Annotated in this window: 27 protein-coding genes and 1 tRNA gene; 21 read left to right on the top strand and 7 right to left on the bottom strand. The window is 35.7% G+C overall.

Annotation, left to right across the window (positions count from 1 at the left end; all coding sequences use genetic code 11):
• Positions 1-69: 69 nt before the first annotated feature.
• The 6 genes from J2772_RS20925 to mce all read right to left on the bottom strand — a co-directional run bounded on the left by J2772_RS20925 (position 70) and on the right by mce (position 3,623).
• Positions 70-1,398, bottom strand: coding sequence for a DUF3987 domain-containing protein (locus J2772_RS20925; RefSeq protein WP_209920111.1), 1,329 nt, complete (start codon positions 1,396-1,398; stop codon positions 70-72).
• Positions 1,385-1,810, bottom strand: a complete 426-nt coding sequence (locus J2772_RS20920) for a hypothetical protein (RefSeq protein ID WP_209920110.1) — start codon at positions 1,808-1,810, stop codon at positions 1,385-1,387. Before J2772_RS20920 ends, J2772_RS20925 begins: the two co-directional genes overlap by 14 nt.
• Complete coding sequence (locus J2772_RS20915) at positions 1,803-2,048, bottom strand: helix-turn-helix domain-containing protein (protein WP_209920109.1); 246 nt, start codon at positions 2,046-2,048, stop codon at positions 1,803-1,805. Before J2772_RS20915 ends, J2772_RS20920 begins: the two co-directional genes overlap by 8 nt.
• 125 nt (positions 2,049-2,173) lie before the next feature.
• Positions 2,174-2,998, bottom strand: a complete 825-nt coding sequence (locus tag J2772_RS20910) for a DUF6617 family protein (protein WP_209920108.1) — start codon at positions 2,996-2,998, stop codon at positions 2,174-2,176.
• Positions 2,999-3,088: 90 nt separating this feature from the next.
• Positions 3,089-3,162, bottom strand: a tRNA-Ile gene (locus tag J2772_RS20905).
• A gap of 62 nt (positions 3,163-3,224) precedes the next feature.
• Positions 3,225-3,623: a methylmalonyl-CoA epimerase gene (mce, locus tag J2772_RS20900; protein WP_209920107.1), complete on the bottom strand. Its 399-nt coding sequence runs from the start codon at positions 3,621-3,623 to the stop codon at positions 3,225-3,227.
• Positions 3,624-3,716: 93 nt separating this feature from the next.
• On the opposite strand from mce, the gene rbfA reads away from it, so the two are divergent.
• The 9 genes from rbfA to J2772_RS20855 all read left to right on the top strand — a co-directional run bounded on the left by rbfA (position 3,717) and on the right by J2772_RS20855 (position 12,138).
• On the top strand, positions 3,717-4,076 hold the full coding sequence (gene rbfA, locus J2772_RS20895) for a 30S ribosome-binding factor RbfA (RefSeq protein ID WP_209920106.1): 360 nt from the start codon (positions 3,717-3,719) through the stop codon (positions 4,074-4,076).
• 3 nt (positions 4,077-4,079) lie between these two features.
• Positions 4,080-5,285, top strand: a complete 1,206-nt coding sequence (locus J2772_RS20890; protein WP_209920105.1) for an ABC transporter permease — start codon at positions 4,080-4,082, stop codon at positions 5,283-5,285.
• A gap of 80 nt (positions 5,286-5,365) precedes the next feature.
• Positions 5,366-7,147 (top strand): endonuclease, encoded by a 1,782-nt coding sequence (locus J2772_RS20885; protein WP_209920104.1) that lies wholly within the window; start codon positions 5,366-5,368, stop codon positions 7,145-7,147.
• A gap of 63 nt (positions 7,148-7,210) precedes the next feature.
• Positions 7,211-7,948: a shikimate dehydrogenase family protein gene (locus J2772_RS20880; RefSeq protein WP_209920102.1), complete on the top strand. Its 738-nt coding sequence runs from the start codon at positions 7,211-7,213 to the stop codon at positions 7,946-7,948.
• A 74-nt stretch (positions 7,949-8,022) separates the two neighbouring features.
• Complete coding sequence (locus J2772_RS20875) at positions 8,023-9,825, top strand: DUF349 domain-containing protein (RefSeq protein ID WP_209920100.1); 1,803 nt, start codon at positions 8,023-8,025, stop codon at positions 9,823-9,825.
• A gap of 64 nt (positions 9,826-9,889) precedes the next feature.
• The gene (ribD, locus tag J2772_RS20870; RefSeq protein WP_209920099.1) at positions 9,890-10,915 is read left to right on the top strand and encodes a bifunctional diaminohydroxyphosphoribosylaminopyrimidine deaminase/5-amino-6-(5-phosphoribosylamino)uracil reductase RibD; all 1,026 of its coding nucleotides are present in this window, start codon (positions 9,890-9,892) and stop codon (positions 10,913-10,915) included.
• Between the two features lie 65 nt (positions 10,916-10,980).
• Positions 10,981-11,145, top strand: coding sequence for a bacteriocin-like protein (locus J2772_RS20865; protein ID WP_209920097.1), 165 nt, complete (start codon positions 10,981-10,983; stop codon positions 11,143-11,145).
• A gap of 42 nt (positions 11,146-11,187) precedes the next feature.
• Positions 11,188-11,373: a bacteriocin-like protein gene (locus J2772_RS20860; protein ID WP_209920096.1), complete on the top strand. Its 186-nt coding sequence runs from the start codon at positions 11,188-11,190 to the stop codon at positions 11,371-11,373.
• 159 nt (positions 11,374-11,532) lie between these two features.
• Positions 11,533-12,138, top strand: a complete 606-nt coding sequence (locus J2772_RS20855; protein WP_209920094.1) for an IMPACT family protein — start codon at positions 11,533-11,535, stop codon at positions 12,136-12,138.
• Here J2772_RS20855 and J2772_RS20850 read toward each other — a convergent pair.
• The gene (locus J2772_RS20850) at positions 12,135-12,845 is read right to left on the bottom strand and encodes a zinc metallopeptidase (RefSeq protein ID WP_123859058.1); all 711 of its coding nucleotides are present in this window, start codon (positions 12,843-12,845) and stop codon (positions 12,135-12,137) included. The two genes, J2772_RS20855 and J2772_RS20850, sit on opposite strands and share 4 nt — an antisense overlap.
• Before the next feature lie 105 nt (positions 12,846-12,950).
• Between J2772_RS20850 and J2772_RS20845 the strand changes: the two genes are divergently transcribed.
• The 12 genes from J2772_RS20845 (at position 12,951) to J2772_RS20790 (ending at position 23,482) form a co-directional block, all read left to right on the top strand.
• A complete protein-coding gene (locus J2772_RS20845; RefSeq protein WP_209920092.1) occupies positions 12,951-14,084 on the top strand; it encodes a GTP cyclohydrolase in 1,134 nt (377 codons plus the stop codon).
• Positions 14,085-14,446: 362 nt separating this feature from the next.
• Complete coding sequence (locus J2772_RS20840) at positions 14,447-14,818, top strand: NADH-quinone oxidoreductase subunit A (RefSeq protein WP_045492896.1); 372 nt, start codon at positions 14,447-14,449, stop codon at positions 14,816-14,818.
• A gap of 79 nt (positions 14,819-14,897) precedes the next feature.
• Positions 14,898-15,458 carry an NADH-quinone oxidoreductase subunit B gene (locus tag J2772_RS20835; RefSeq protein WP_047377761.1) on the top strand — a complete coding sequence of 187 codons (561 nt, stop codon included), beginning with the start codon at positions 14,898-14,900 and terminating at the stop codon, positions 15,456-15,458.
• Between the two features lie 6 nt (positions 15,459-15,464).
• Complete coding sequence (locus J2772_RS20830; RefSeq protein WP_209920090.1) at positions 15,465-15,959, top strand: NADH-quinone oxidoreductase subunit C; 495 nt, start codon at positions 15,465-15,467, stop codon at positions 15,957-15,959.
• A 61-nt stretch (positions 15,960-16,020) separates the two neighbouring features.
• Positions 16,021-17,244, top strand: a complete 1,224-nt coding sequence (gene nuoD, locus J2772_RS20825) for an NADH dehydrogenase (quinone) subunit D (RefSeq protein WP_209920088.1) — start codon at positions 16,021-16,023, stop codon at positions 17,242-17,244.
• Positions 17,245-17,335: 91 nt separating this feature from the next.
• On the top strand, positions 17,336-17,845 hold the full coding sequence (gene nuoE, locus J2772_RS20820) for a complex I 24 kDa subunit family protein (protein WP_045492885.1): 510 nt from the start codon (positions 17,336-17,338) through the stop codon (positions 17,843-17,845).
• Between the two features lie 103 nt (positions 17,846-17,948).
• A complete protein-coding gene (gene nuoF / locus J2772_RS20815) occupies positions 17,949-19,307 on the top strand; it encodes an NADH-quinone oxidoreductase subunit NuoF (RefSeq protein ID WP_209920086.1) in 1,359 nt (452 codons plus the stop codon).
• Between the two features lie 5 nt (positions 19,308-19,312).
• A complete protein-coding gene (locus J2772_RS20810) occupies positions 19,313-20,185 on the top strand; it encodes a hypothetical protein (protein WP_209920085.1) in 873 nt (290 codons plus the stop codon).
• Between the two features lie 41 nt (positions 20,186-20,226).
• Entirely contained in the window at positions 20,227-21,228 is a 1,002-nt protein-coding gene (locus J2772_RS20805) for a 2Fe-2S iron-sulfur cluster-binding protein (RefSeq protein ID WP_209920083.1), read from the top strand.
• A 77-nt stretch (positions 21,229-21,305) separates the two neighbouring features.
• Positions 21,306-22,370 carry an NADH-quinone oxidoreductase subunit NuoH gene (nuoH, locus tag J2772_RS20800; RefSeq protein ID WP_209920081.1) on the top strand — a complete coding sequence of 355 codons (1,065 nt, stop codon included), beginning with the start codon at positions 21,306-21,308 and terminating at the stop codon, positions 22,368-22,370.
• 57 nt (positions 22,371-22,427) lie between these two features.
• Complete coding sequence (locus J2772_RS20795; protein ID WP_040996950.1) at positions 22,428-22,985, top strand: NuoI/complex I 23 kDa subunit family protein; 558 nt, start codon at positions 22,428-22,430, stop codon at positions 22,983-22,985.
• A complete protein-coding gene (locus J2772_RS20790; protein ID WP_045492870.1) occupies positions 22,985-23,482 on the top strand; it encodes an NADH-quinone oxidoreductase subunit J in 498 nt (165 codons plus the stop codon). The genes J2772_RS20795 and J2772_RS20790 overlap by 1 nt, the downstream gene beginning before the upstream one ends.

The raw sequence follows: 23,482 nt of genomic DNA, 5'->3' as shown, positions 1-23,482 counted from the left end.
TGGTTATATTGGGCAGTTAGATTAATTTAAATGTGTTTGAATTTGCAGAAACTGCAACTTTTACATCCTTTACATGAAATTTCTGGTTCTTCTATAAAGTCCATGTTTTACTGGAATGATGACCTTTCTTTTTTTCCATTGCCGAAGCTTATCATCTATAGTTCTTTCCGGTATATCATGTTTCTTTCCTAATTCAACAGCTTGCGCTCTGGTAAATGGATTACTTAATTCAAACAATAACTTTTCATCATTTTCTGACAATATACCGTCATCAAATGAATTATATGTAACCAATGAATGCTTTAAAAATGTTTTCGTTATTCTCAATGCCAGTATAAAATCCAGATTGGAGCATATCAACTCTTGGCGTTTCATACCAGGAGCTAAAATATTGTCAATATTGCGTAAAGCTGTCAATATCATGGCTATTCTGAATAGAATAAGTCCATGCCTATTGAGGTTAGAGATAAAAGACTGTGGATGAGAATCTAATATTACCCCATGCATAACAGTAAGCTCTTTTAGAAATTTTTCCACTTGATTCTCAGTGAATTTAAGCTCGACTTCTTTTCTAGTAGGATCTGCTAATGCTGCATAAAGTTTAAATACTATTTTCGCTTCTTCTTCAAATACAGCATTATTGTTCCTGGTACCTTTAGAAAATACATTCTTAAACTGACTGATTTCATCAAACGTATACACTATAAATCTAGAATACAAGCCATTTTCCTTGGATTTAATCAAGGTTTTTAATTGCTCTGGTGTTCCACTCATCACCAGAGACAGCTTTGGCTCTTTAATATCTTCGAAAATTTTCTCCACTTTTCTACTTATAGATATAGGCTCGTGGTGGAAGCACTTTCTCAATATATCAGAATAATTACTCCAGTCATTATTGAGCATATTACTCATAGTATCTGCCTCCGATTCCATAATTAACAATCCATGATTAGATGCTCCCATATAGGTATACATTTCTGCCGTAGAAATATTTGCAGGCAATATTTTGATTTCTAACGATGGACAATCATCAGAGTCTTTTTCTTTTGACTTCTTTTTTTCTTCTTTACAGTTCTTCTGAATATTAATGCTATCTTTTAAGACTTTATCATGAATTTCATCAATTAAAATCCTTGATTTATTCATCACTCCTTTACCTGATGCTGCCGGAGCAATAATCATTACATACAGATTGGAATAAATTTTATCTCCATCATAAACTCCATACAGATTCGGTAAACAAGCGCTTAATACTCCAATAGCTGATGTTAATATTATATCTCTTTCACGTCCTGTAAATGGATTAGTAATATTTTGCAATATTTTAGGAAGTCTACGATATACACCTTCTTCAATCAGTTCGTTGATCACTCCGCCGTTTATTTTAAGCTCTTCCATAATCATATCCTTTTAATATTTTAGCACTGGTATTTTTAATAACCTCTGGAATAATAAAATACCCACGATTATCATTCTTCATCCTATCATCATAAGGAGGATTATTTTTACTTTTTGGTGAAGTATCCAGAAAAAAACCATTCGAATAAAAAACTAAGTAATTGACCAACACGTCAGCTAATTTATAGTCGTATTTACTACTTGAAGGAAAAATTGAAATTTCAGTTTTTTCTGGAAAATAAGAAATACGAATACCTCTATTAGTTTTTTGATCTACTTCATAATGAAAACTATTAGCTGCAACCTCCGTAATCGAAATTTTTTCAACAGTTCTCAAAATTCTTTTATTAAATTCATGAAAATTCACTTCATTTTCATGTTTTATTCTATAATTTTCTAATTTCTTATACATCTTTTCTCACTTTTAATTTGTTCAATAATTCTTCTTCTAAAAGCTCCTTGCTTTTATTCTCATTTTGAAGCATCCAGCTATCCAAGTCTGTTTTCTTGAAATAGATTTTACCACCATTGGGCTTAAAATACGTGATTGTTCGCTGGGATGTTAGTTTGTAAAGTAAACTTGGTGATACATCTAAGTATCCGAGTGCTTCTTTAAAGCTTAAAATTTCCTTTTGGGAAGTTGTTTCCATTTTGCCTATATTTATAATGCTGCTTGTGCGCACAATTTGCATTGGTTTGACACAGCAATATTAGTACATGTAAAAAGTGGAAATCAGAAAGTATGAGTGAGGTGTGAGAAAAAGTGTGAGATTATCTACAAAGATAATTTCTCTTGGAAAAAGCTTTCAATAAGGACGTAGTCTTTACTCGATTTATCCTTAGTTCTGTTTTTAACTGCATATAAATTCTGAGCTGTTATGATAGTTCCTCTTTTAGTAATAAATCTTCCTGATTCTTCTATTGACTTTGGAGTAAGATCATTAAATAGCCTTTGTACTTCGTTTAATATTTTACTTGCTATAGTGGTAGGACAATTAAAGCGTATTGTTTTGGATGTGTCCAAATCATTTAATGCAGAATAAAAATCGTCATAAGAAGTAATATCTTCATTTAAGTAATCATTATCAATTAAAAATTCATAGACTTTTTCAATGTCTGACTTTTTAACAAATGGCTTAACTCCAAAATAAGAATTAGTATTCTGCTTATCAGAATGATGAAAATTATATTTAGCAGATAAATAGCTTTTAATTTCTTCAAAAAGGAAGGAGCAAATAGGAAATAGCTTGAATAACTTGGATTGATGATCTTTTATATAATCGAAAGTGATAAATACATTTTTAAAATATCTGTTTCGTTCATTAGATGAATATAGGTAAATTGAATTATCAATATCTACTTTTAGAGAACTTATTAACCGCTCTAAATACTTTTTTAACTCAGTTTCAAATCTAATCCATACAAATTCTGCTTTATCTGAATGATAATATTCAAATTCTCCTTTTTCAGAGTCGATTGAATGATAAGATTCATCTGGGTCTAATTTTTCCTTTATAAACTGGTCTTTTAACTTTACGACATTGGAGTATGTCATAAAGTTTTGGAGTTCGTTTAGTGCTAAAAGTTTCTCCTTTTCCATTTAAAGCTAAAATACAAAAATGTTGCAGTATTGTTGCAGTCAAAAAATAAAAAAAACACCTACATTTCCGTAAGTGCTTGATTTAAAAAGTGGTCCCACCTGGGCTCGAACCAGGGACCACCTGATTATGAGTCAGGTGCTCTAACCAACTGAGCTATAGGACCTCAAAACTTGGTTAAATTTTGTGTTTGCAAAAATAGTAAAATTTCTTTCACTACAAAATTTTTTATTGCTTTTCTTGGCAAAGTTCTACCAGCACACCATTTGTGGATTTCGGATGAAGGAACACAACTAATTTGTTATCAGCACCTTCTTTAGGTTCTTCAGAGATAAATTGAAATCCTTCTTTTTTTAATCTTTTTACTTCCTCCACGATGTTTTCAACCCCAAATGCCAGGTGATGGATGCCTTCCCCCTTTTTTTCGATAAATTTTGAGATGGGACTTTCAGGATTGCTGGCTTCCAAAAGCTCAATTTTACTTTCTCCGGTTTCGTAAAAAGAAGTTACCACTCCTTCCCTTTCTACAGTTTCCTGTTTGTAGGATTCTTTTCCTAATAGTTTAGCAAAAAGTTCGTCAGAGACACCTAAAGACTTTACGGCAATACCGATATGTTCTAGCTTCATAAATATTAATGAATATAATTAATTCGTAAATTTGATACGATCGCTGAATTTCAAAGTATCAATTCAAACAAAAGTACTAAATTTGCAGAAATTATGGAAAGTAACAGACAAAGAAAAGTAGCACAGATTATTCAGGAAGACTTCGCAGAACTTTTCCGCAAACAGGCTGCTGACAGCAAACAAAGTATATTGGTATCCGTTTCTGATGTAAAAGTAACGGCAGATTTAGGTATTGCTAAAATTTATTTAAGTATTTTCCCTCAGGAACACCGTACAGCGGTAATGAAGGAAATTGAAGAAAACAAACCTCAATACAGAAACTTTATTGGCCAGAAAATGGCAAAACAGGTACGTATCATTCCGCAGCTTAACTTTTACTTAGACACTGCTCTTGATGATGTAGAAAAATTAGAAAAAGAATTAAGAGGCGAAGGTGACAATCCTGTTTTATAGATCTTGAAGAATATTGCATTTTACATAGCATCCAGATACCTTTTGGCAAAAAAAGGCAGTACCGCTGTTACATTTATCACGTGGCTGGCAGTAGGTGCCATGACGGTTGCTGTGACTGCAATGTTCGTTATTATTTCAGTTTTTTCAGGTCTTGAGAATCTGAACAAAGACTTAATTTCTAATCTTCATGCTGACCTTACCTTAAAAAGCGCATCAGGTAAAACCATTAAAAACCTGGATCAGGTTAACAGGATTTTAAAGAGCAATAAAGAAATCAACAGCTATTCCCGTGTTATCGAAGAAAAAGTATATATCAGCTTTAACGGAAAAGGTGACATTGCCTACTTACGCGGTGTTGACTCTGCCTATGTAAAGGTAAATCCTATCAATAAAGAAGTATTTTATGGAACTTATCCAAGTTTCAAATATTCTAATGAAGTATTGATGGAAAATAGTCTTGACAATCGGTTATCCATTCCGGTAGATTCTTCCAATCACTATGCAACTGTTTTCATGCCTAAGCCTGGAACCGGAATCATTAATAAAGAAGAAGATATTTACAATAAAAGAGATATCCTGGTAACAGGTGTTTTCCCTGGTAAAGACCAATTGGACAGCTATATCATCTCTCCTATTGAGCTTACCGAAGAATTATTAAGTCTTCCAAAAAAATCAGCTTACCAGATTGTTATCAAATTAAGAAACCCTGAAAATGCTGATGCTGTAAAACAAAGCCTACTATCTTCTCTTGGTAAAAATATTGAAATCAAAACCAAGGAAGAGGAAAATGCAGCCTTCTGGAAAATGATTAATACTGAAAAGCTATTCATCTACCTGATTTTTGCACTGGTTATTTTCATCACTACCTTCAATCTTGCAGGAGCTATTATCATCTTACAGCTTGATAAAAAAGAACAGGCAAAATCTCTTATTTCTTTAGGGTTTCCTGTAAGCCACCTGAGAATGACCTATTTCTATACCGGACTTCTTATTGTTATTTCCGGAGTCATTACCGGTTTAATCTGTGGAACAGCTTTATGTTATTTCCAGCTTTACACAGAATTCTTTAGAGCAAATGAAGTATTGCCCTTCCCTGTCAAAATAGTGGGTAAAAATTATCTTATTGTTGCCCTCACAGCTTCTATATTTGGGATTGCTATTTCATGGTTCTTCTCCAAGATCAGCAAAGAGTATATTACTAAAAATTAATATATTAAGTTAATAGATTTAACTCCTAAAAACTTTTCCAGTTTCATTTTTTTGTACCTTTACGCCCCAATTTTAAAAAAATGAAACGAATTTTATCTTTTTTCTTATTAAGCTATGCATTCATTAATGCATTTGCACAAGCACCTGCTGGTTATTATAATGCAGCAAACGGCTTAACAGCTGCTCCTCTTAAAACAGCCCTTAAAGGGATCATAGAAAGCGGACATGTGGATCATGGATATGACGGACTATGGACTGCTTACAATACTACAGATCGCGACTATTTCTATGAAAATGACGGTACTGTTTTAGACATTTACTCGGAAAATCCTACAGGACCGGATCCATATAACTATACACCAGGGTTAAAGAAATGTGGCAACTATAACGACGAAAGTGATTGTTATAATCGTGAACATATCGTTCCTCAGAGTTTATTTGGAAAGAAATCACCAATGGTGGCAGATGTTCACTTCATTCGCCCTACAGATGGAAAAGTAAATGGGATGAGATCAAATTATCCATTCGGAAAGGTAGGATCTCCATCTTTTACTTCTCAAAATCAATCTAAATTAGGTAACTCAGTATCTCCAGGATATTCAGGAACTGTATTTGAACCTATTGATGCATTTAAAGGAGATGTTGCCAGAATGATCTTTTATTTTGTAACAAGATATGAAGATAAACTTTCTACGTTCACTACGGGTAGTATGCTTGGAGGATCTGCTTTTCCAGGTCTTCAGCCATGGGAACTTCAACAACTTTTACAATGGCATGCTATGGATCCTGTATCTGCTGCAGAAATTGCGAGAAATAACGCATCCTATACATTTCAGGGAAATAGAAATCCATTCATTGACAACCCTGCTTATGTTGATTTAATCTGGGGAACTCCGGTTGTAGATAACCAAGCTCCTACAGCACCAACTAATCTTACTACCAATACTCCAACTTCAAACTCTATTTCATTAAGTTGGACTGCATCAACGGATAATGTTGGAGTAACATCTTATGACATTTATGTTGGTTCAACATTAAAAACATCTGTTTCTGGAACATCAACAACTGCTACAGTAACAGGACTATCTCCACTTACTTCATATACATTTTATGTAATAGCTAAAGATGCATTTGGAAATACATCACCACAAAGTAATATTGCTCCAGGAACTACTCTAGACGGACCAGTAAATGTTGGTAACTGCGGTAATGAGGACTTTACTAATATCCCTGCAAATGCAAGTGATTATAAAACCAGAACATGGACAAACAATAATGTAAACTGGACTGCAACGTTTGCAAGAACTGACCAAACTATTAACGGAAAAGCAATAACACTTCAAGGAGGAGATCTAACTAGCTCTAGTGTTCCTGGTGGTGTTCAGATATTAACAGTAACAACTCAACGTAAATATAATGGTGGTGATGCTAACCTGAATGTTTTTGTAAATGATAATCTAGTAGGAACTGTTCCTTACAGTGCAACAGCAACAACAACCCCCATCAATGTAAACGTTACAGGAAATGCTGTCATTAAAATTGTAAACCCTAGCAATGACAGAGTAGCAATTGATGACCTTAGTTGGACATGTTATAGCGGATCATTAGCAACTTCTGAAACGAAGAAAGATAAATCAGAATTCACCATCTATCCTAACCCGGTAAGAAATAATGAACTGTCTGTAAAAGGTGAAAACCTTAGCAAAATTTCAAAAGCTGAAATCTATGACTTTTCAGGAAAAGTAATTGAAACACTTGTTAATCCTTTCAAAAACTCAAATAAAATTAATCTTAAAGGTTTAGTGAGGGGAACTTACATCTTAAAAACAGATAATTTCTCTACTAAATTCATCGTAGAATAATTATTACAAAATATTTCAAACTAAAGGCCGGATTTATCCGGTCTTTTTTTATAATTTTGATGTATGGATTCCAATAAAAAATTAGGATTAATAGGCCGAAATATTTCCTATTCCTTTTCTAAAAAATTCTTCGAAAATAAGTTCCAAAAGCTTATGCTTAAAGGTTTTTCCTATGATATTTTTGATTTGAATGAAATTGATGAAGTAGAACACCTATTCTCCTCACCGGAATTGTTAGGCTTTAATGTTACCATTCCTTATAAAGAACAGATCATCAGCTATCTTGATGAATTAAGTGATGAAGCTGAAAAAATAGGTGCCGTGAACTGTGTTTTAATTCAAGACGGTAAAAAAACAGGATACAATACAGATGCTTTTGGTTTTGAGAAAACCCTTTTTCTTCACCAAAAACCATCACAAGACAAAGCATTAATCCTAGGTAACGGAGGAGCAGCAAAAGCAGTAAAATATGTTTTGGACAAGCATAATATTCCATCCCAGACCATTTCACGAAGTACAGAAATCAATTTTGAAAATCTGGATAAGGAAACCGTACAGGAGCATAAAATTATTATCCAATGTACACCGGTAGGCACATTTCCGAATGTTGAAGACTGCCTGAGCTTTCCATTTGATGCACTTTCCCCGGAACATTTGGTGATCGATTTAATTTACAACCCCAATTATACACAGTTTATCATCAACGCATCTGAAAAAGGAGCCAAAACGGTAAACGGTTATTATATGCTTGAGCAGCAAGCAGAAAAAGCTTGGGAAATTTGGAATTTTCAAAAAAAATAACATAAATTAGTACTTTAATTGTCCTTATAGCTATATTTAAAGGATATTAACGCCACTCACATAAAAGATTTGCTATGACTACAGAAAACAATCTTTCTGAAAACGAAGAAAAGAAAAATCCTAACGAAGTATCTCAGGAGACATCGGAGAACACAGTTTCTCATGATGCCAATTCCCATGAAGATGATGCTGAGCACCTGGAAGAACATGAAGAAGTTGAAATCTCTCTGGCTGATGCCCTGAAAGAAATGGAAAAACTCATCAATGCACCTAATGCTGGTGAGAACTCCAAAAGATTCATTCAGCTAAAAGAAAAAGCAAGTCATCACATCCATGATGAAGTGGAAGATAAAAAACACGAGTTTGCAGAAACGGGAAATACTACTGAAACGTTCAGTTATGAGCATCCCTCACAGGCTAAATTCTCTGCTTTAGTCAATATTTTTAGAGAAAAACATGACGAATTCCAGAAAGGACAGGAAGAAGAACAGAAAAAAAACTTGGAGCACCGTCAGAACATTATTGAAAGATTAAAAAATCTATATACTAATTCCGAACCGGGAGTCAATCTTTTCAAATCTATTCGAGAAATTAAAGAAGAATGGTCAAAAGCCGGACAGGTTGCCAAATCTGAATTCAAAATCCTTAACAACAATTATTTTCACCATCTGAACCAGTTTTATCAAATGCTGGATCTGAATAAGGAATTTTTGGAGCAGGAATACAGCCACAACCTTGAAAAAAGACAGCACATTATTGCCCGTGCCCAGGAGTTGGAGAATGAACCCGTTATTCAAAAGGCTTTAAATGAACTTCAATATCTCCATAAACTTTGGAAAGAAGAAGCAGAGCCTGTGGCAGAAGAGTTCCGTGAAAAAACCTGGGAAGAATTCAAAGAAATCTCCAATAAAATTCACGAAAGAAAGTCTGAACTTTCAGCATCTATTGAAAAAGAACAGACGGCTAATCTTGAAAAGAAAAGTCAGATTATTGCTGAAATCAAAAAACTTTCAGAACCTTCTGAAACCCCTAACCATAATTATTGGCAAAGTGCCATCAAAAGAGTTGAAGATCTTCGTTCTGATTTCCTGAAAACCGGAAGTGTTCCAAGAAAACTATCCAATCAGAACTGGAATGATTTCAAAACAACCCTTAGAGGCTTTAATACTACAAAAAATAATTATTATAAATCCTTAAAAGGTTCTCAGCAAGCTAATCTGGAAGAAAAGTTAAAACTGATCCAGACTGCTCAGGATAATCAGAGTAATGAAGAGTGGGATATCGCTGTTCCATTGTTCAAAAAGCTTCAGGAAGACTGGAAAAAAATTGGGCACGTTCCAAAGAGCATGACCAATAAAATCTGGGATGAATTCCGCGATGCTTGCAATGCCTTCTTCAACAACTATAGAGAAAAGAGCAACACTTCTACCGACAACTGGAAAGAAAATCACAAAAACAAGAAAGCCCTTCTTGACGAATTGAAATTGGTTTCCAATGACGAAGGAAGCATTGAAAAAATAGAAGCGATTAAAACAGCATGGAATAATATCGGAAAAGTTCCAAGAGATAAGATTGCAATCAACTCTGAATTCAATAAGACTTTAAGAGAGAAACTGAAGATCAATAAGATCAATGAACTTGAATTGAAAGAAGAAGGATTATCTGAAAATCAACTTACCGATAAGGCCAGAAAGATCAAAAACCAGATTTCTGATCTTGAAGCTGAAATTGTTAAACTTGAAAATAATCTTTCATTCTTTAATAAACCATCAAGAGAGAATCCTCTATTAAGAGATACTTTTAACACCATTGATGAAAAGAAAGCTCATTTGGAAACTTTAAAACAAAATCTCCACAGTATTATTGCCGGAGAATAAATCTTAACAAAATACATAAGGGCGGAGCAAAGCAATTTGTCTTCGCTTTTTCTTTTTATACACTATGAATAACGACGAACTCTATATTAAAAGATGTATTGAGCTAGCTCAGAAAGCTCTCGGTAAAACCTACCCTAACCCTCTTGTAGGAAGTGTGATTGTTCACAACGGCGAAATTATTGGAGAAGGATACCATCACAAAGCTGGAGAAAACCATGCAGAGATCAATGCCATCAATTCAGTAAAAGATAAAAGTCTCATTCCGGAATCAACTATTTATGTTTCTTTGGAACCGTGTGCTCATTATGGAAAAACTCCGCCATGCGCTCTAAAGATTAAAGAACTCGGCTTTAAAAAGGTAGTTATTGGTGCCATGGATTCTCACGATAAAGTTAACGGAAAAGGGAAAAAGATCATTCAGGATGCAGGAATAGAAGCTATTTCTGGGATTCTTGAAAAAGAATGTATTGAACTAAACAAAAGATTTTTCACCTATCATGAAAAGAAAAGACCTTATATCATCTTAAAATGGGCAGAGTCCGGTGACGGATTTCTGGATAAAGATTTTAAACCAACTGCTATTTCCAACACCTTGGTTAATCAATTTGTTCATCAGTTAAGAGCAGATGAACATGCTATTTTAGTGGGAACGCAAACTGCTTTAACCGATAATCCAAGTCTGACTGTCAGAAATATTGAAGGCATTAATCCTGTACGAGTTTTAATTGATTTTGAGCTGAAAGTCCCTGAAGATTTTAAGATTTACAACCACCAAGCCAGAACATTAGTTTTAAATGCAATTAAAGATACAACTGAAGACCACATCCAATTCATTAAAATAAAAAAAGAGAATTTCCTGTCTGATTTGATGGAAGTTTTATACAAAGAGCAGATTCAGTCTATTATTATTGAAGGTGGCCGCTTTACATTACAACAGTTCATAAATACTGGTCTTTGGGACGAAGCCATCATTATTAAAAATGAAAATCTGAAATTAGAAAACGGAACAAAAGCCCCGGAATTTAGCCATATCGCTTGCAAAACAGAAAATTATAGGGATAATACCATTTCTTTTTTTAAATCAAAATAAAGCTTATTTATCACTTCGAAATGAAATAATTTCTTTACCTTAGTAATATCCAAAAAAATATTACCATGAAAAACATAAAGAAAATTTCAAGACAGAGTTTAAAAAAAGTACAGGGAGGTATAGAACCTGAATGCTGTTCATTTTATCCGCCTTCATTACAGCATTGTTGTGCAACACCGTCAAGTATGAGTTGCCCACCACCTTGGGCAGATGGAACATTCCCATGTTAATATTAAATAACCATACAAATTAATCAAACTAAAAATATTATCATGAAAAATTCAAAAAAAATATCCAGAGCAGGATTGAAAACAATTCAGGGAGGTGCTGTTTTTGTAACATGTACATTGCCTAATGGACAACCAACAAGATGTAGAGACAGATGTCCTCAGGATTTCTGTGGCCCTACAAGCTATATGTGCCTGATTCCAATGGACCTTTGCGGAGATGGAATTTAAAAAAGATTTTATGAATCCAAAGGGAAGTGGTTGACACAAAAAATTATTAAAAAATAAAATACTGAAGAATCTGCCGGAATTCCGGCAGATTCTTTTTCCGATAATGGTATAAATTTATAAAGCATTTAATATTTTTGCATAAATAAAGCCGGAATACAAATGACGTTTGAATACAAAACCATTGAGAAACCCATAGAAAACACCTTAATAAAAGAAAAAGGAAGCAAATTTATCGGATTTGCTTTTCCGGTTATTAATGATAAGGAATTAAAAGCTGCATTGGAAAAAATCAGGGAAGAACATCCAAAAGCAACACACCACTGTTATGCTTTCAGAATGGGATTGAATGGGGAAAATTACCGTGCTAATGATGATGGTGAGCCTTCCGGAAGTGCAGGACTCCCCATTTACAATCAACTCTTAGCAAACGAAATAACCAATGTTCTTGTTATTTCAGTTCGTTATTATGGTGGAACTAAACTAGGCGTTTCAGGTTTAGTAAAGGCTTATAAGGAATCTGCGAAGATCACATTAGAAGAAGCCAATATTATTACAAGGGAACTGGAAACAGAAATTGAGATCCAGTTCAACTTCAATCAGCAAAACACCATCTTTACTCTGCTTTCAAAGTTTGACGCTAAGGTTGTTAATTTTGACGCCAATGAAAACTGCATCCTTACAGCCTCATTAAAACTGGCACAAAAAGAAAGCATCTCAGAAAAATTATCCGAGATGCAGTATGTTTCATTTGAATTTAATGATTAATCCCTTCTTCCACCGAGAAGTAAAGATCCCCAGTAAAGAAGCTGAGCTAAAGACCCTAAAGCCGCTACAACATAAGTTCTTGCTGCCCACTTTAAGCTATCCTGAACTCCTACAAATTCTTCAGCAGTTACAGTACCCGTATCTTTAAGCCATTTCATCGCTCTGTTACTTGCGTCATATTCTACCGGCAATGTTACAAAAGCAAACAAAGTGGTTACTGCAAACATCGCTACACCAATTGCCAGAATCGCTGTATTTCCGTTAGGATTCTCTATTGTTCTCGTGGCTGCCATTATCGCAATACCTGCAATGAGAACAAACTGCATCAGATTGGAACTTATATTAACAACAGGAACCAATTTTGAACGTAAGTTCAGCATTGAGTATCCTACTGCGTGTTGTACGGCATGTCCGCATTCGTGAGCTGCTACAGCTGCTGCTGCTGCATTCCTCTGCATGTAAACGCCTTCAGAAAGATTTACTGTTTTATCTGCCGGATTATAGTGGTCCGTTAGCTGTCCGGGAACTGATATTACCTGAACATCATTAATCCCGTTATCTCTCAACATTTTTTCCGCTACTTCTTTTCCCGAAAGGCCATTTCGAAGATGTACGTTGGAATAATATTCAAATTTTGATTTCAACCTGGATGAAACCCACCAGCTCACCAGCATTGAAATACCAATAATGATATAATAACCCGTCATTTTATTTAGATTTTGTGTTCAATTTTTAAGCATAATGATATAAAAACTGTGCCAAAGTATACGATTTTATTATTTATATTTGTCACTAAATTACCATCAAAAGTTATGTCTAAGGTTTCAATTATTGAAGTAAAAACAGCTGATCATCTCAAGCAATTCGTAAGATTTCCAATGGATTTATATAAAAATAATCCATACTATGTTCCATCCTTTATTAAAGATGAAATGAAAATCTGGGATGCAAAAGAAAATCCTGCATTACAATATTCCGAATCCAAACAGTTTCTAGCCATAAAAGACAACAAGATAACAGGAAGAATTGCGGTAATTATTAACCATAAAGAAGAAAAAGAGTTAGGCATCAAAAAAGTACGGTTTGGCTGGATAGATTTCATTAATGATCCAGAGGTTTCGAAAGCCTTAATCCAAACTGCAATTGATTACGCCAAAGGACATAATATTGACAAGATCGAAGGTCCCATGGGATTTACCAATCTTGACAAAGCAGGTATGTTGACAATGGGATTTGATAAGCTGGCTACTATGATTGGAATTTATAATCATGCCTATTATCCGGAACATCTTGAAAACCTTGGATTAATAAAAGAAAAAGAATGGGTAGAATATGAAATGAATTTTCCGAAAGTACTGCCTGAAAAAGTAGAGAAATTCAGTGGATTGATTGCTCAAAAATATAAACTTAGTGTTCTTAAATTCAAATCAAAAGAAGAGATTCTTCCTTATGTAGAACCTATGTTTAAACTATTGGATGAAACCTATAAACATCTCTCTACTTACACTCCAATTTCGGACGAACAGATCAAAACCTACAAAGAAAAGTACTTCCCGCTTATTGATAAAAACTATGTAATCTGTGTTGTAGACGAAAACCAGCAATTGGTTTCTTTTGCCATTACCATGCCTTCCTACTCAAAGGCTTTACAGAAGTCAAAAGGCAAACTATTTCCTTTTGGATGGTGGCATTTTTTACAGGCTGCCAAGAAAAATGACCGTGCTAATTTTTATCTTATCGGAATTCATCCTGAATATCAGAGACGTGGAGTAACCGCTATTATTTTCAAGGAAATCTTTGTCCGATTTACAAGTATGGGAATTAATTTTGCTGAAACCAACCCTGAACTTGAAGAAAACAAAAGTGTACAGCTTTTATGGCAGGACTACAACCCTGTAAATCATAAGAGAAGAAGAACATATTCACTTGTGATAAGTGATAAATGATGAGTGGGTACAATCTCACTCATCCACTCTAAAATTCTCCCACCCTCAAATCCTCACCTCCCCATGAAGCCACAACTTATCATTTTCGCTGTTTTAATTGCCGGATTTATTGCGTACAATTTCTTTTTCCAATCGCAAGACAACCGAACAAATACAGTGATTAACATTGTTTTTGCGAGTCTTCTTTTTGGATATATTGCATTTATGGCATACTCTCTTCTAAAAAAAATGAAGAAATAATCCGTTATTTTTATTGATTCTAAATTGTAACTTTTCTCTATTTTCACCCGACTTTTAAGCTGATAAATTTCATGCTTTCTTGTTTATTCGTTAAATTTGCAAATTGAGATAATAATGCAAAAATGAATTTACCTGAAAGTTATATTCCAATCCTTATCCAGGCAGGTGTAGCAGTGGGATTTGTCGCTGTTTCATTACTGGGAGCACATTTCTTAGGTCCAAAACAGAAAAAAGGAGATTCTGTAAAAAACCAAAGTTGGGAATGTGGGGTTCCTAGTGAAGGAAACGCAAGAACACCGTTTTCTATCAAGTATTTCCTGACTGCGGTATTGTTCGTACTATTCGATATTGAAATCGTATTCTTTTATCCTTATGCGGTAAACTTCAGAGAATTCGGTATGGAAGGATTCCTGGCTGTGCTTACGTTCGTTGCGATATTCTTCGTGGCGTTTTTCTATGTTTGGAAACGTGGTGCACTAGATTGGGATAAATAAAAGCAAATTATGAGTTTTGAATGATGGATTTTGAATCAATAATCCAGCATTTACAATTCAAAATCTAAAAACAAACAACATGTCAGATAAAAAACCAGTAATAAGAACAGATGCACCTGCTCCCGAAGGCTATGAAGGAGAAGGGTTTTTCGCAACAAAACTGAGCAGTGTAATCGGGATGGCAAGAAAGTTTTCACTTTGGCCATTGCCATTTGCAACCTCTTGTTGTGGTATTGAGTTTATGGCTACCCTGAACCCTACTTATGATGCTTCAAGATTTGGTATGGAAAGAAACTCTTTCTCTCCAAGACAAGCGGATATGCTGATGGTTTGCGGAACTATATCAAAGAAATTAGGACCAGTCCTAAAAGAAGTATATACTCAGATGGCTGAACCGAAATGGGTAGTAGCTGTTGGAGCCTGTGCTTCCAGCGGAGGTATTTTTGATTCCTATTCTGTACTTCAGGGAATTGATAAAATTATTCCGGTGGACGTTTATGTTCCTGGATGCCCTCCAAGACCTGAACAGATTATTGAAGGCGTAATGCAGGTACAGGCTTTGGCAGAAAGCGAAAGCATCAGAAGAAGAGATATGCCTGAATATCAGAAATTATTAGATTCTTACAACATAAGCAACTAAACGGAAATGACAAACGAATTTGTATTAGAAGCAATCACCAGAGAATTTCCGGAATCTGTTATTTCAAGTTCAGAACCTTATGGAATGCTGACCGTTGAAGTGAAGAAAGAAGATATCAAGAAAATCATTCATTATCTTAAAGATTCATCATTGGAATTTAATTTCCTTACGGATATCTGCGGTATTCATTACCCTGAATTCCCGGAAAAGGAAATTGGTGTTGTATACCATTTACATAATATGATGGCCAACTTCAGATTACGTCTGAAGATCTTTATGTCCAGAGAAAACATTGAAGTAGACTCACTTGTTGAGCTATATGCAGGAGCCAACTGGATGGAAAGAGAAACGTATGATTTCTATGGGATTAAATTTAAAGGACACCCGGATCTTAGACCTATTTTGAATATGGAAGATCTTGGATACCACCCAATGCTGAAAGAATATCGCCTTGAAGATGGTACAAGAACCGACAAGGACGATAATATGTTCGGAAGATAAAAAGCGAATGGCCAATGGCAGCTAGCCAATAGCCAGAAGCAAATAGCTAAAAGCAATCATTATGAAAGATAACTCATTATCTAATATACTAAACCAGTACGAAAGTAAGGAACAGATTGACGGACAATTATACACCCTCAATTTAGGACCTACCCACCCTGCCACTCACGGGATTTTCCAGAATATCTTAACGATGGACGGAGAAAGAATCCTTCATGCTGAGCAAACGGTAGGATATATCCACAGAGCATTTGAGAAAATTTCTGAAAGAAGAAACTATTCTCAAATCACTACCCTTACTGACCGTATGAATTACTGTTCTGCTCCAATTAACAATTTAGGCTGGCACATGACAGTTGAGAAGCTGATTGGCATTGAAGTTCCAAAACGCGTAGACTATATGCGTGTTATTCTCATGGAACTAGCGAGAATCGGTGACCACCTAATCTGTAACGGGGTAACCGGGATGGACTCAGGAGCGATTACAGGACTTACCTATATGTTCATCGAAAGAGAACGTATTTATGATATGTATGAGCAGATTTGTGGAGCAAGGATGACTACTAACATGGGAAGAATTGGAGGATTTGAAAGAGATTTCACCCCTAAGTTCCATGAGTTATTGAAAGACTTCTTAAAGACTTTCCCACCAAGATTCAAAGAATTCTGTACACTATTAGAAAGAAACAGAATTTTCATGGACAGAACCATCGGTACAGGAGCTATTTCTGCCGAAAGAGCATTAAGCTATGGTTTCACTGGTCCAAACTTACGTGCAGCAGGTGTAGATTACGATGTAAGAGTTGCACAGCCTTATTCTTCATACGAAGATTTCGACTTCATTATTCCTGTAGGAACTTCAGGAGATACTTACGACCGTTTCATGGTTCGTCAACAGGAAATCTGGGAATCACTAAAAATTATCAAACAAGCATACGAAAACCTTCCGGAAGGACCATTCCACGCAGATGTTCCTGATTTCTATCTCCCTGAAAAGGCAGATGTATATCAGAAAATGGAAGCGCTGATCTACCACTTCAAAATCGTAATGGGAGAAACTGATGTACCGAAAGGAGAAGTTTACCATGCGGTAGAAGGAGGAAACGGAGAATTAGGTTTCTATCTTGTGAGTGACGGAGGAAGAAGCCCATACAGACTTCACTTCAGAAGACCATGTTTCATCTACTATCAGGCATATCCTGAAATGATTACAGGTTCTGTAATTTCAGATGCCATTGTAACGATGTGTAGTATGAATATTATTGCGGGAGAATTAGACGCATAACTGGAATTATAAATTTTGAATTATAAATTATAAATTGATTTTAGACCGTTATTCATTTAGAATTTAAAATCTAAAATCTAAAATTTCAAAAATGAGCGAAACAATAGCTTTTAAACCGGAAAGTTTAGCACAGGTACACAAAATTATCGCAAGATATCCTGAAGGAAGACAAAAATCTGCTCTTCTTCCTGTACTTCACTTGGCACAGAAAGAATTCGGAGGATGGTTAGATGTTCCTGTGATGGATTATGTTGCCGGACTATTAAGTATCAAACCGATCGAAGTATATGAAGTGGCTACTTTCTATACAATGTTCAACATGAAGCCGGTAGGTAAATATGTTTTGGAGGTTTGCAGAACAGGACCTTGTATGGTTTGTGGAAGCGAAAAAATTCTTGATCATATCAGAACCAAACTGAACATTAAGGACGGAGAAACTACCGAAGACGGTATGTTCACCTTAAAACCTGCTGAATGTCTTGGAGCATGCGGATACGCACCCATGTTACAGCTTGGAAAGTTCTTTCATGAAAATTTAACGATAGAAAAAGTAGACGAAATCCTTGAACTTTGCAGACAGGGACAGGTTGCTTTAGACTAATAAAGATTTTGAATCCTGAATTTTGGATTTAAACTCAGTTAATTTTTTTAATAATTATAAAAAGCTAGAAGCCCACAGCCGATAGCGAAAAGCATAATAAACAATGAGTAAAAAACTTTTACTTAAAGACGCACATATAGAAGGTATTCGCTACTTTGAAACGTATCGTAAACAGGGAGGTTACACGGCAGCTGAAAAAGCCTTGAAGATGACTCCTGACGAAATTCTTGAAGAAGTAAAAGCTTCAGGACTAAGAGGTCGTGGTGGAGCTGGATTCCCAACAGGGATGAAATGGAGCTTTTTGGCAAAACCGGAAGGCGTTCCAAGACACCTTGTCGTAAATGCGGATGAATCTGAGCCTGGAACATTTAAGGACAGATATCTGATGGAGTTCCTTCCTCACCTATTGATTGAAGGAATGCTAATTTCATCTTTCTGTTTAGGTTCAAATGTTTCTTATATCTACATCCGTGGAGAATATTCATGGATTCCGGATATTTTAGAAGAAGCTATTGAAGAAGCTAAAGCAGCAGGATTTTTAGGTAAAAATATTTTAGGAACAGGTTTCGATCTTGAAATCTATGTACAGAGAGGTGGTGGAGCATACATCTGCGGTGAAGAAACTGCATTGCTTGAATCTCTTGAAGGAAAAAGAGGTAACCCAAGATTAAAACCGCCATTCCCGGCTGTAAAAGGTCTTTGGGAGAGACCAACGGTAGTAAATAACGTTGAGTCTATCGCAGCAATTGTTCCAATCATTGATATTACAGGTGCGGAGTATGCTAAAATTGGTGTAGGTAGATCTACAGGTACGAAATTAATTTCTGCTTGTGGAAACATCAACAAACCGGGCGTATACGAAATCGATATGACGATCACTGTAGAAGAATTCATCTATTCTGATGAATATTGCGGTGGTATTAAAGACGGAAAAAAATTAAAGGCTTGTATTCCTGGAGGAAGTTCTGTTCCAATTGTTCCAGCTAATTTATTGTTGAGAACAGTGAACGGAGAGCCAAGATATATGAACTATGAATCATTGGCTGATGGTGGTTTCGCTACCGGAACAATGATGGGTTCAGGAGGTTTCATCGTTTTGGATGAAGACCAGTGTATCGTAGAACACACAATGACTTTAGCCAGATTTTATCACCATGAAAGTTGTGGGCAGTGTACCCCTTGCCGTGAAGGAACGGGATGGATGCATAAGATCCTAAAGAAAATAGAGAAAGGAGAAGGAAAAATGGAAGACATCGATCTACTTTGGGATATCCAGAGAAAAATCGAAGGAAACACCATCTGTCCATTAGGTGATGCAGCAGCTTGGCCGGTTGCAGCAGCCATCCGTCACTTCAGAGATGAATTTGAGTGGCACGTGAAAAACCCTGAATTATCTCAGACCCAAAATTATGGATTGGCACATTACGCAGATCCTATTCCGGCTGTTGAAAAGAATGCATAGGTAAAATGAAAAAGTTATTGGTTGTCGGCTTAATGATGTCGAGTTTTGTTTTCGGACAGAAAAAAGATTCTATACTAGTAGAAAATAATGCAAACCTGTTTAAAACTCCTGTTTCTAAGAAACCGGAACCTTTAAGCAAAAAAGGACAGATGTTCTTTTTTTATGGATGGAACAGAGCAGCGTTCAGTAATTCTGATATTCATTTTAAAGGAAATGGATATGATTTCCAACTGAATAATGTAACGGCTCAAGACAGGCCTACAAAATTTGGAATTGTCTATTTTGATCCAAGCTGGTTTACGGTAACACAGTATAACTTCAGAATAGGATATTTTATTAAAGATAATTTAGCGCTTGTTTTGGGAATTGACCACATGAAGTATGTGATGGATCAGGATCAAACCGTTAACTTTAAAGGACACATTTCAGATCCTGAATATGCAGCCATGGTACAAAACGGGCAGGTTAATCTTGCAGATGAGAAGTTTCTTACTTTTGAACATACGGACGGACTTAATTATGAAAATTTAGGTCTTGAAAAATATCAAAGTCTTATCAACAAGAAAAATGTTGATTTAGTTTGGTCTTATGGAGCCGGTATCGGATTTATGTTCCCAAAAAGTAATGTAAAGCTTTTTGGAAATGAAAGAAGTGACCGTTTCCACGTTGCAGGTATGGGAACTGATGTAAGAGCCAGTCTTAACTTAGTACTTTGGAACCATGTAATGGTAAGACTAGAAGGAAAAGCAGGTTATATCAATATGTGGGATATTAAAACCACATTAAATAATAAACCTGACAAAGCCCAGCAGGATTTTGTTTTCGGACAGATTATGGGGGGAATTGGATATACATTTAATACAAAGAAATATAAATAACAAAGCCTATTGCTTAATGCATAAAGCTTAAAGCATACAATATGAGCGAAGAAGTTAAAAAATTCAAAATAACGATAGACGGACAGACTGCTGAAGTTTTGCCTGGTACTTCTATTTTGGAAGCTGCAAGACAAATTGGTGGTAAATCTGTACCTCCCGCTATGTGTTACTACAGCAAATTAGAAACCAGTGGAGGAAGATGCAGAACTTGTCTTGTAGAAGTTTCTAAAGGATCTGAAGCAGATCCGCGTCCTATGCCTAAATTGGTAGCAAGTTGCAGAACGAATGTAATGGACGGGATGGAAGTTAAAAACCTTACTTCTGAGAAAGCTCAGGAAGGAAGAAAAGCGGTTACTGAATTCTTATTAGTAAACCACCCGCTAGACTGCCCGGTTTGTGACCAGGCTGGTGAATGCCACCTTCAGGATCTTGGATATGAGCATGGAAATCTTGAAACAAGAACAGAATTCGAAAGAAATACTTACGAAGCCGATGATCTTGGGCCACACATCAAGCTGAACATGAACCGTTGTATTCTTTGTGCTAGATGTGTATTAGCAGCTAACCAATTGACGGGTGAAAGAGAACACGGTATTCTTTTCAGAGGAGATCATGCGGAAATTTCCACCTATTTAAATAAAGCTTTAGATAATGACTTCATCGGAAACATTATCGACGTTTGTCCTGTAGGAGCATTAACAGACAGAACATCTCGTTTTGCAAGCAGAGTATGGTTCACAAAACCAATGAATGCTACTTGCAAATGTGATAAATGTTCCGGAAAAGCTGTAGTTTGGATGAAAGGTGACGAAATTGTAAGAGTTACTGCAAGAAAAGACCAGTGGGGTGAAGTTGAAGAATTCATTTGTGATACATGCCGTTTCGAAAGAAAAGGATTATCAGACTGGAACATCGAAGGTCCTAGACATATCGACAGACACTCTGTAATTTCATTGAATCACTACGAAAAGCCGAAAGATGAGCTAAGAGTTTTAGACAATCCTATGGCTAAGGAAATCAGTGAAAAAGACGAAAATTTATAAAAATTATAAATTTTAAATTATAAATTTTAAATGAATTCATTAATCTATAATTTAAAATCTAAAATCTAAAATTCAGAATGGATTTACTTACATTTAAACTTATACTTGTATTAGCACTTTTCCTGCTATCGTTAACGATTGCAGCCTACTCTACCTGGGCAGAAAGAAAAGTTGCCTCTATCATGCAGGATAGAATTGGTCCTAACAGAGCTGGACCTTTCGGATTACTGCAACCTCTTGCTGACGGTGGAAAATTCTTCTTTAAGGAAGACTTTACGCCAGCCAATGCTGAAAAATTCCTTTTCGTATTGGGACCGGCTTTAGTAATGTTTATTTCATTAATCACAGGAGCAGTTATTCCTTGGGGTAAAAGTTTAAATATTGCAGGTACTTCTTTTGATCTTCAGGTGGCTAACATTGATGTTGGTGTACTTTTCATCATCGGAATGGCTTCCATTGGGGTTTACGGAATTATGATCGGAGGTTGGGCTTCGAACAACAAATATTCATTACTGGGTGCTATCCGTGCTTCTTCTCAGATGATTTCTTATGAATTGGCAATGGGATTAGCGCTTCTTTCTATCATTATGATGTCTGGAAGCTTAGATTTAAAAGTAATCACGGAAAGCCAGACTACTGGAAAACTATGGGGAATTATTCCTTGGGTTTCCGGAATGAACTGGAATATTTTCTACCAACCAATTGCTTTCCTTGTATTTTTTGTAGCTGCTTTAGCAGAAACAAACAGACACCCGTTCGATTTACCTGAGTGTGAATCTGAATTGGTAACAGGATACTCTACAGAATACTCTTCTATGAAGTTAGGTTTATATATGTTCGGGGAATACGTGAACATGTTTATCTCCAATGCTTTCATGGTTGTTCTTTTCTTTGGAGGTTACAACTATCCTGGTATTGAATGGGTAACTCAGAACTGGGGAGAAAACGTTGCAGGAATCTTAAGTATCGTAGCATTCTTAACGAAAACTGTAATCGGAATTCTGATCTTCATGTGGATCAGATGGACGCTTCCAAGATTCAGATACGACCAGTTAATGCACTTAGGATGGAAAACATTAATCCCGATGGCATTGGTAAACCTATTAATTACAGGAGCTGTAATTTTAGCATTTGCAAACTAAGAGATAAGAATATATTTTTAATGCTGGATACAGGTTCAGCCTAAAAAAATTAAATAAATGAAACTTACAAACAGATCAAAAGTTGTTTCCAATAAAGAAATGACCCTTGCTGAAAAAATCTACCTTCCTGCAATCTTTACAGGGATGGGGATTACATTTAAGCATGCTGTAAGAACCGTGATAAAAGGTGCTCCCGCAGTATATTCGTATCCGGAAGTACAGAAGCCAAGAACTACCATCTGGAGAGGTCAGCACGTTTTGAAAAGAGACGAGGAAGGCAGAGAAAGATGTACTGCTTGCGGACTTTGTGCGGTAGCTTGTCCTGCAGAAGCCATTACGATGACTGCTGCTGAAAGAACTAAAGAGGAAAAAGGACTTTACAGAGAAGAAAAATATGCTTCAGTATATGAAATCAATATGCTAAGATGTATTTTCTGCGGTATGTGTGAAGAGGCTTGTCCTAAATCTGCCATCTATCTTACAGACAGATTGGTAGATGTGGAAACCAACAGAGGTTCTTTCATTTATGGAAAAGATAAATTAGTTGAAAAAATAAATGAAAGGATTGACATCACGACAAGACAATCCGAGAAACAAAAAAATGCGGTAAAATAATGGATCAGTTTTTATTTTTCTTGGTGGCGTTTTTAGCAGTGGCAAGTGCAGTTTACTTTGTATTTGCTAGAAATCCTTTATATGCTATTTTGTCATTAATTGTTACGATGTTTTCAATTGCCGGAATGTACATTCTTCTGAATGCTCAGTTCCTTGCAATCATCCAGATTATAGTGTACGCAGGTGCCATCATGGTACTTTTCCTTTACATCCTTATGATGCTTAACCTTAATAAAGCAGACGAAAGTAAGAAGGGTAATACTTTAAAATTTATTGGAGTTTTTACTGCAGGTCTTCTTTTAGTAGGAGTTTTAGGAGTATTCAGAGGAGTTCAGCAAAACCAAATTGTTGTTGAGAATGTAGACAGAGGTGTTGGTCTTACTAAAAACCTGGGTAGACTTTTGTTTAATGAATATGTTTTACCGTTTGAGCTTGCTTCCATCCTGATTTTAGCAGGTATTGTAGGCGCGGTATTAATCGGTAAAAAAGATTTATAA

The organism is Chryseobacterium jejuense, from assembly GCF_017877355.1.
Lineage (GTDB): Bacteria > Bacteroidota > Bacteroidia > Flavobacteriales > Weeksellaceae > Chryseobacterium > Chryseobacterium jejuense_A.
The sequence above is the reverse complement of the archived record's forward strand: the minus strand, read 5'-3'. Positions and strand labels throughout refer to the sequence as shown.